This window comes from Nitrosomonas marina (assembly GCF_900110145.1).
GTDB classification, from domain to species: Bacteria; Pseudomonadota; Gammaproteobacteria; order Burkholderiales; family Nitrosomonadaceae; genus Nitrosomonas; species Nitrosomonas marina.
Genome location: NZ_FOCP01000069.1, coordinates 1 through 1,031, shown reverse-complemented (window position 1 = coordinate 1,031; position 1,031 = coordinate 1). Strand labels below are relative to the sequence as shown.

Genomic DNA, 1,031 nt, shown 5'->3' with positions numbered 1-1,031 from the left:
AAATGGCGTTGTGATTTGCCGCAATAACGATTGTTCCTGCTGAAAACATTCCGCAATGGTTTGTGCAAAATCAGGATGCTTCCTGTTTGACAGCTCGTGACAACGCTGCGCCAGCCAACGGTTTAAGTCATCCAGGGTTTCAAATCTTACGCGCGGTGTAAACAGCCATTCCCTGACATTACCCACCTGATTCTCTATCTGCCCTTTCTCCCATCCAGCTGCCGGTGTGCAGGCAACGGGTTCAAACAGATAATGGTTCGCCAATGCCATAAACCGCCGGTTGAACTTTCTCTCCTTGCCGGTCAAAACCGTATCAACAATCGTCCTGGGATTATCATAAACCATCTGCAACGGCGCGCCTCCAAAGAACACAAATGCCTGATTATGGGCATCCATCAGCATTTCCTGCGCTTCCCTGATATAGGCGACTACAAACATTTTGCGGCTGTAACACAAACGGAAATGCGCCACTTTGACGATTTGCTCTAGCCCACCCAGCTCAACAACTTCCTGACTCCAGTCAAATTGACAGACTTCGCCGGGTTTAAACACCAAAGGAACAAACGCATGCTTAGGTGTCGGCGTATCCTTGTTCTCTGCTTTCCACTGCTTTACAAAACGCCGAACACTGTCATAAGCGCCTGCGTAGCCTTCAGCGATCAAACCTTCATATAATCGCATCGCTGTTCGGCGCTGCTTTTTCGGCAGAAATGCTTCTGTTTCCAGCCAGTTAGTCAATAACGCCTTAAATTCACCCAGCTTCGGCGCGCATTGCGTTTGGCGACGATATTCCGGTTCAACCTCCGTCTTTAAATGTTTCCTGACTGTAGGACGGGATAAACCCAATGAACGGGCAATTGAACTGATATTTTCCTTACTGACAAAATGTCGCCTTCTGATTTCGGCAATTATATCCATTTCTATCACTCCAAAATTCTCCGGCAAAATGCCGGTAATTTATCATCTCAGAGTGGATACTTTTCAACGCCGATTTATCCAAAATCCTGGTAAGTTTTACATGCCGATTGACA

1 protein-coding gene is annotated in these 1,031 nt (G+C 46.9%); it reads right to left on the bottom strand.

What is annotated here, in order from left to right; genetic code table 11:
- Positions 1-918: IS21 family transposase (gene istA / locus BMX44_RS16400; RefSeq protein WP_143056994.1), on the bottom strand; the 918-nt coding region annotated here is incomplete at its 3' end.
- Between the last annotated feature and the right edge of the window lie 113 nt (positions 919-1,031).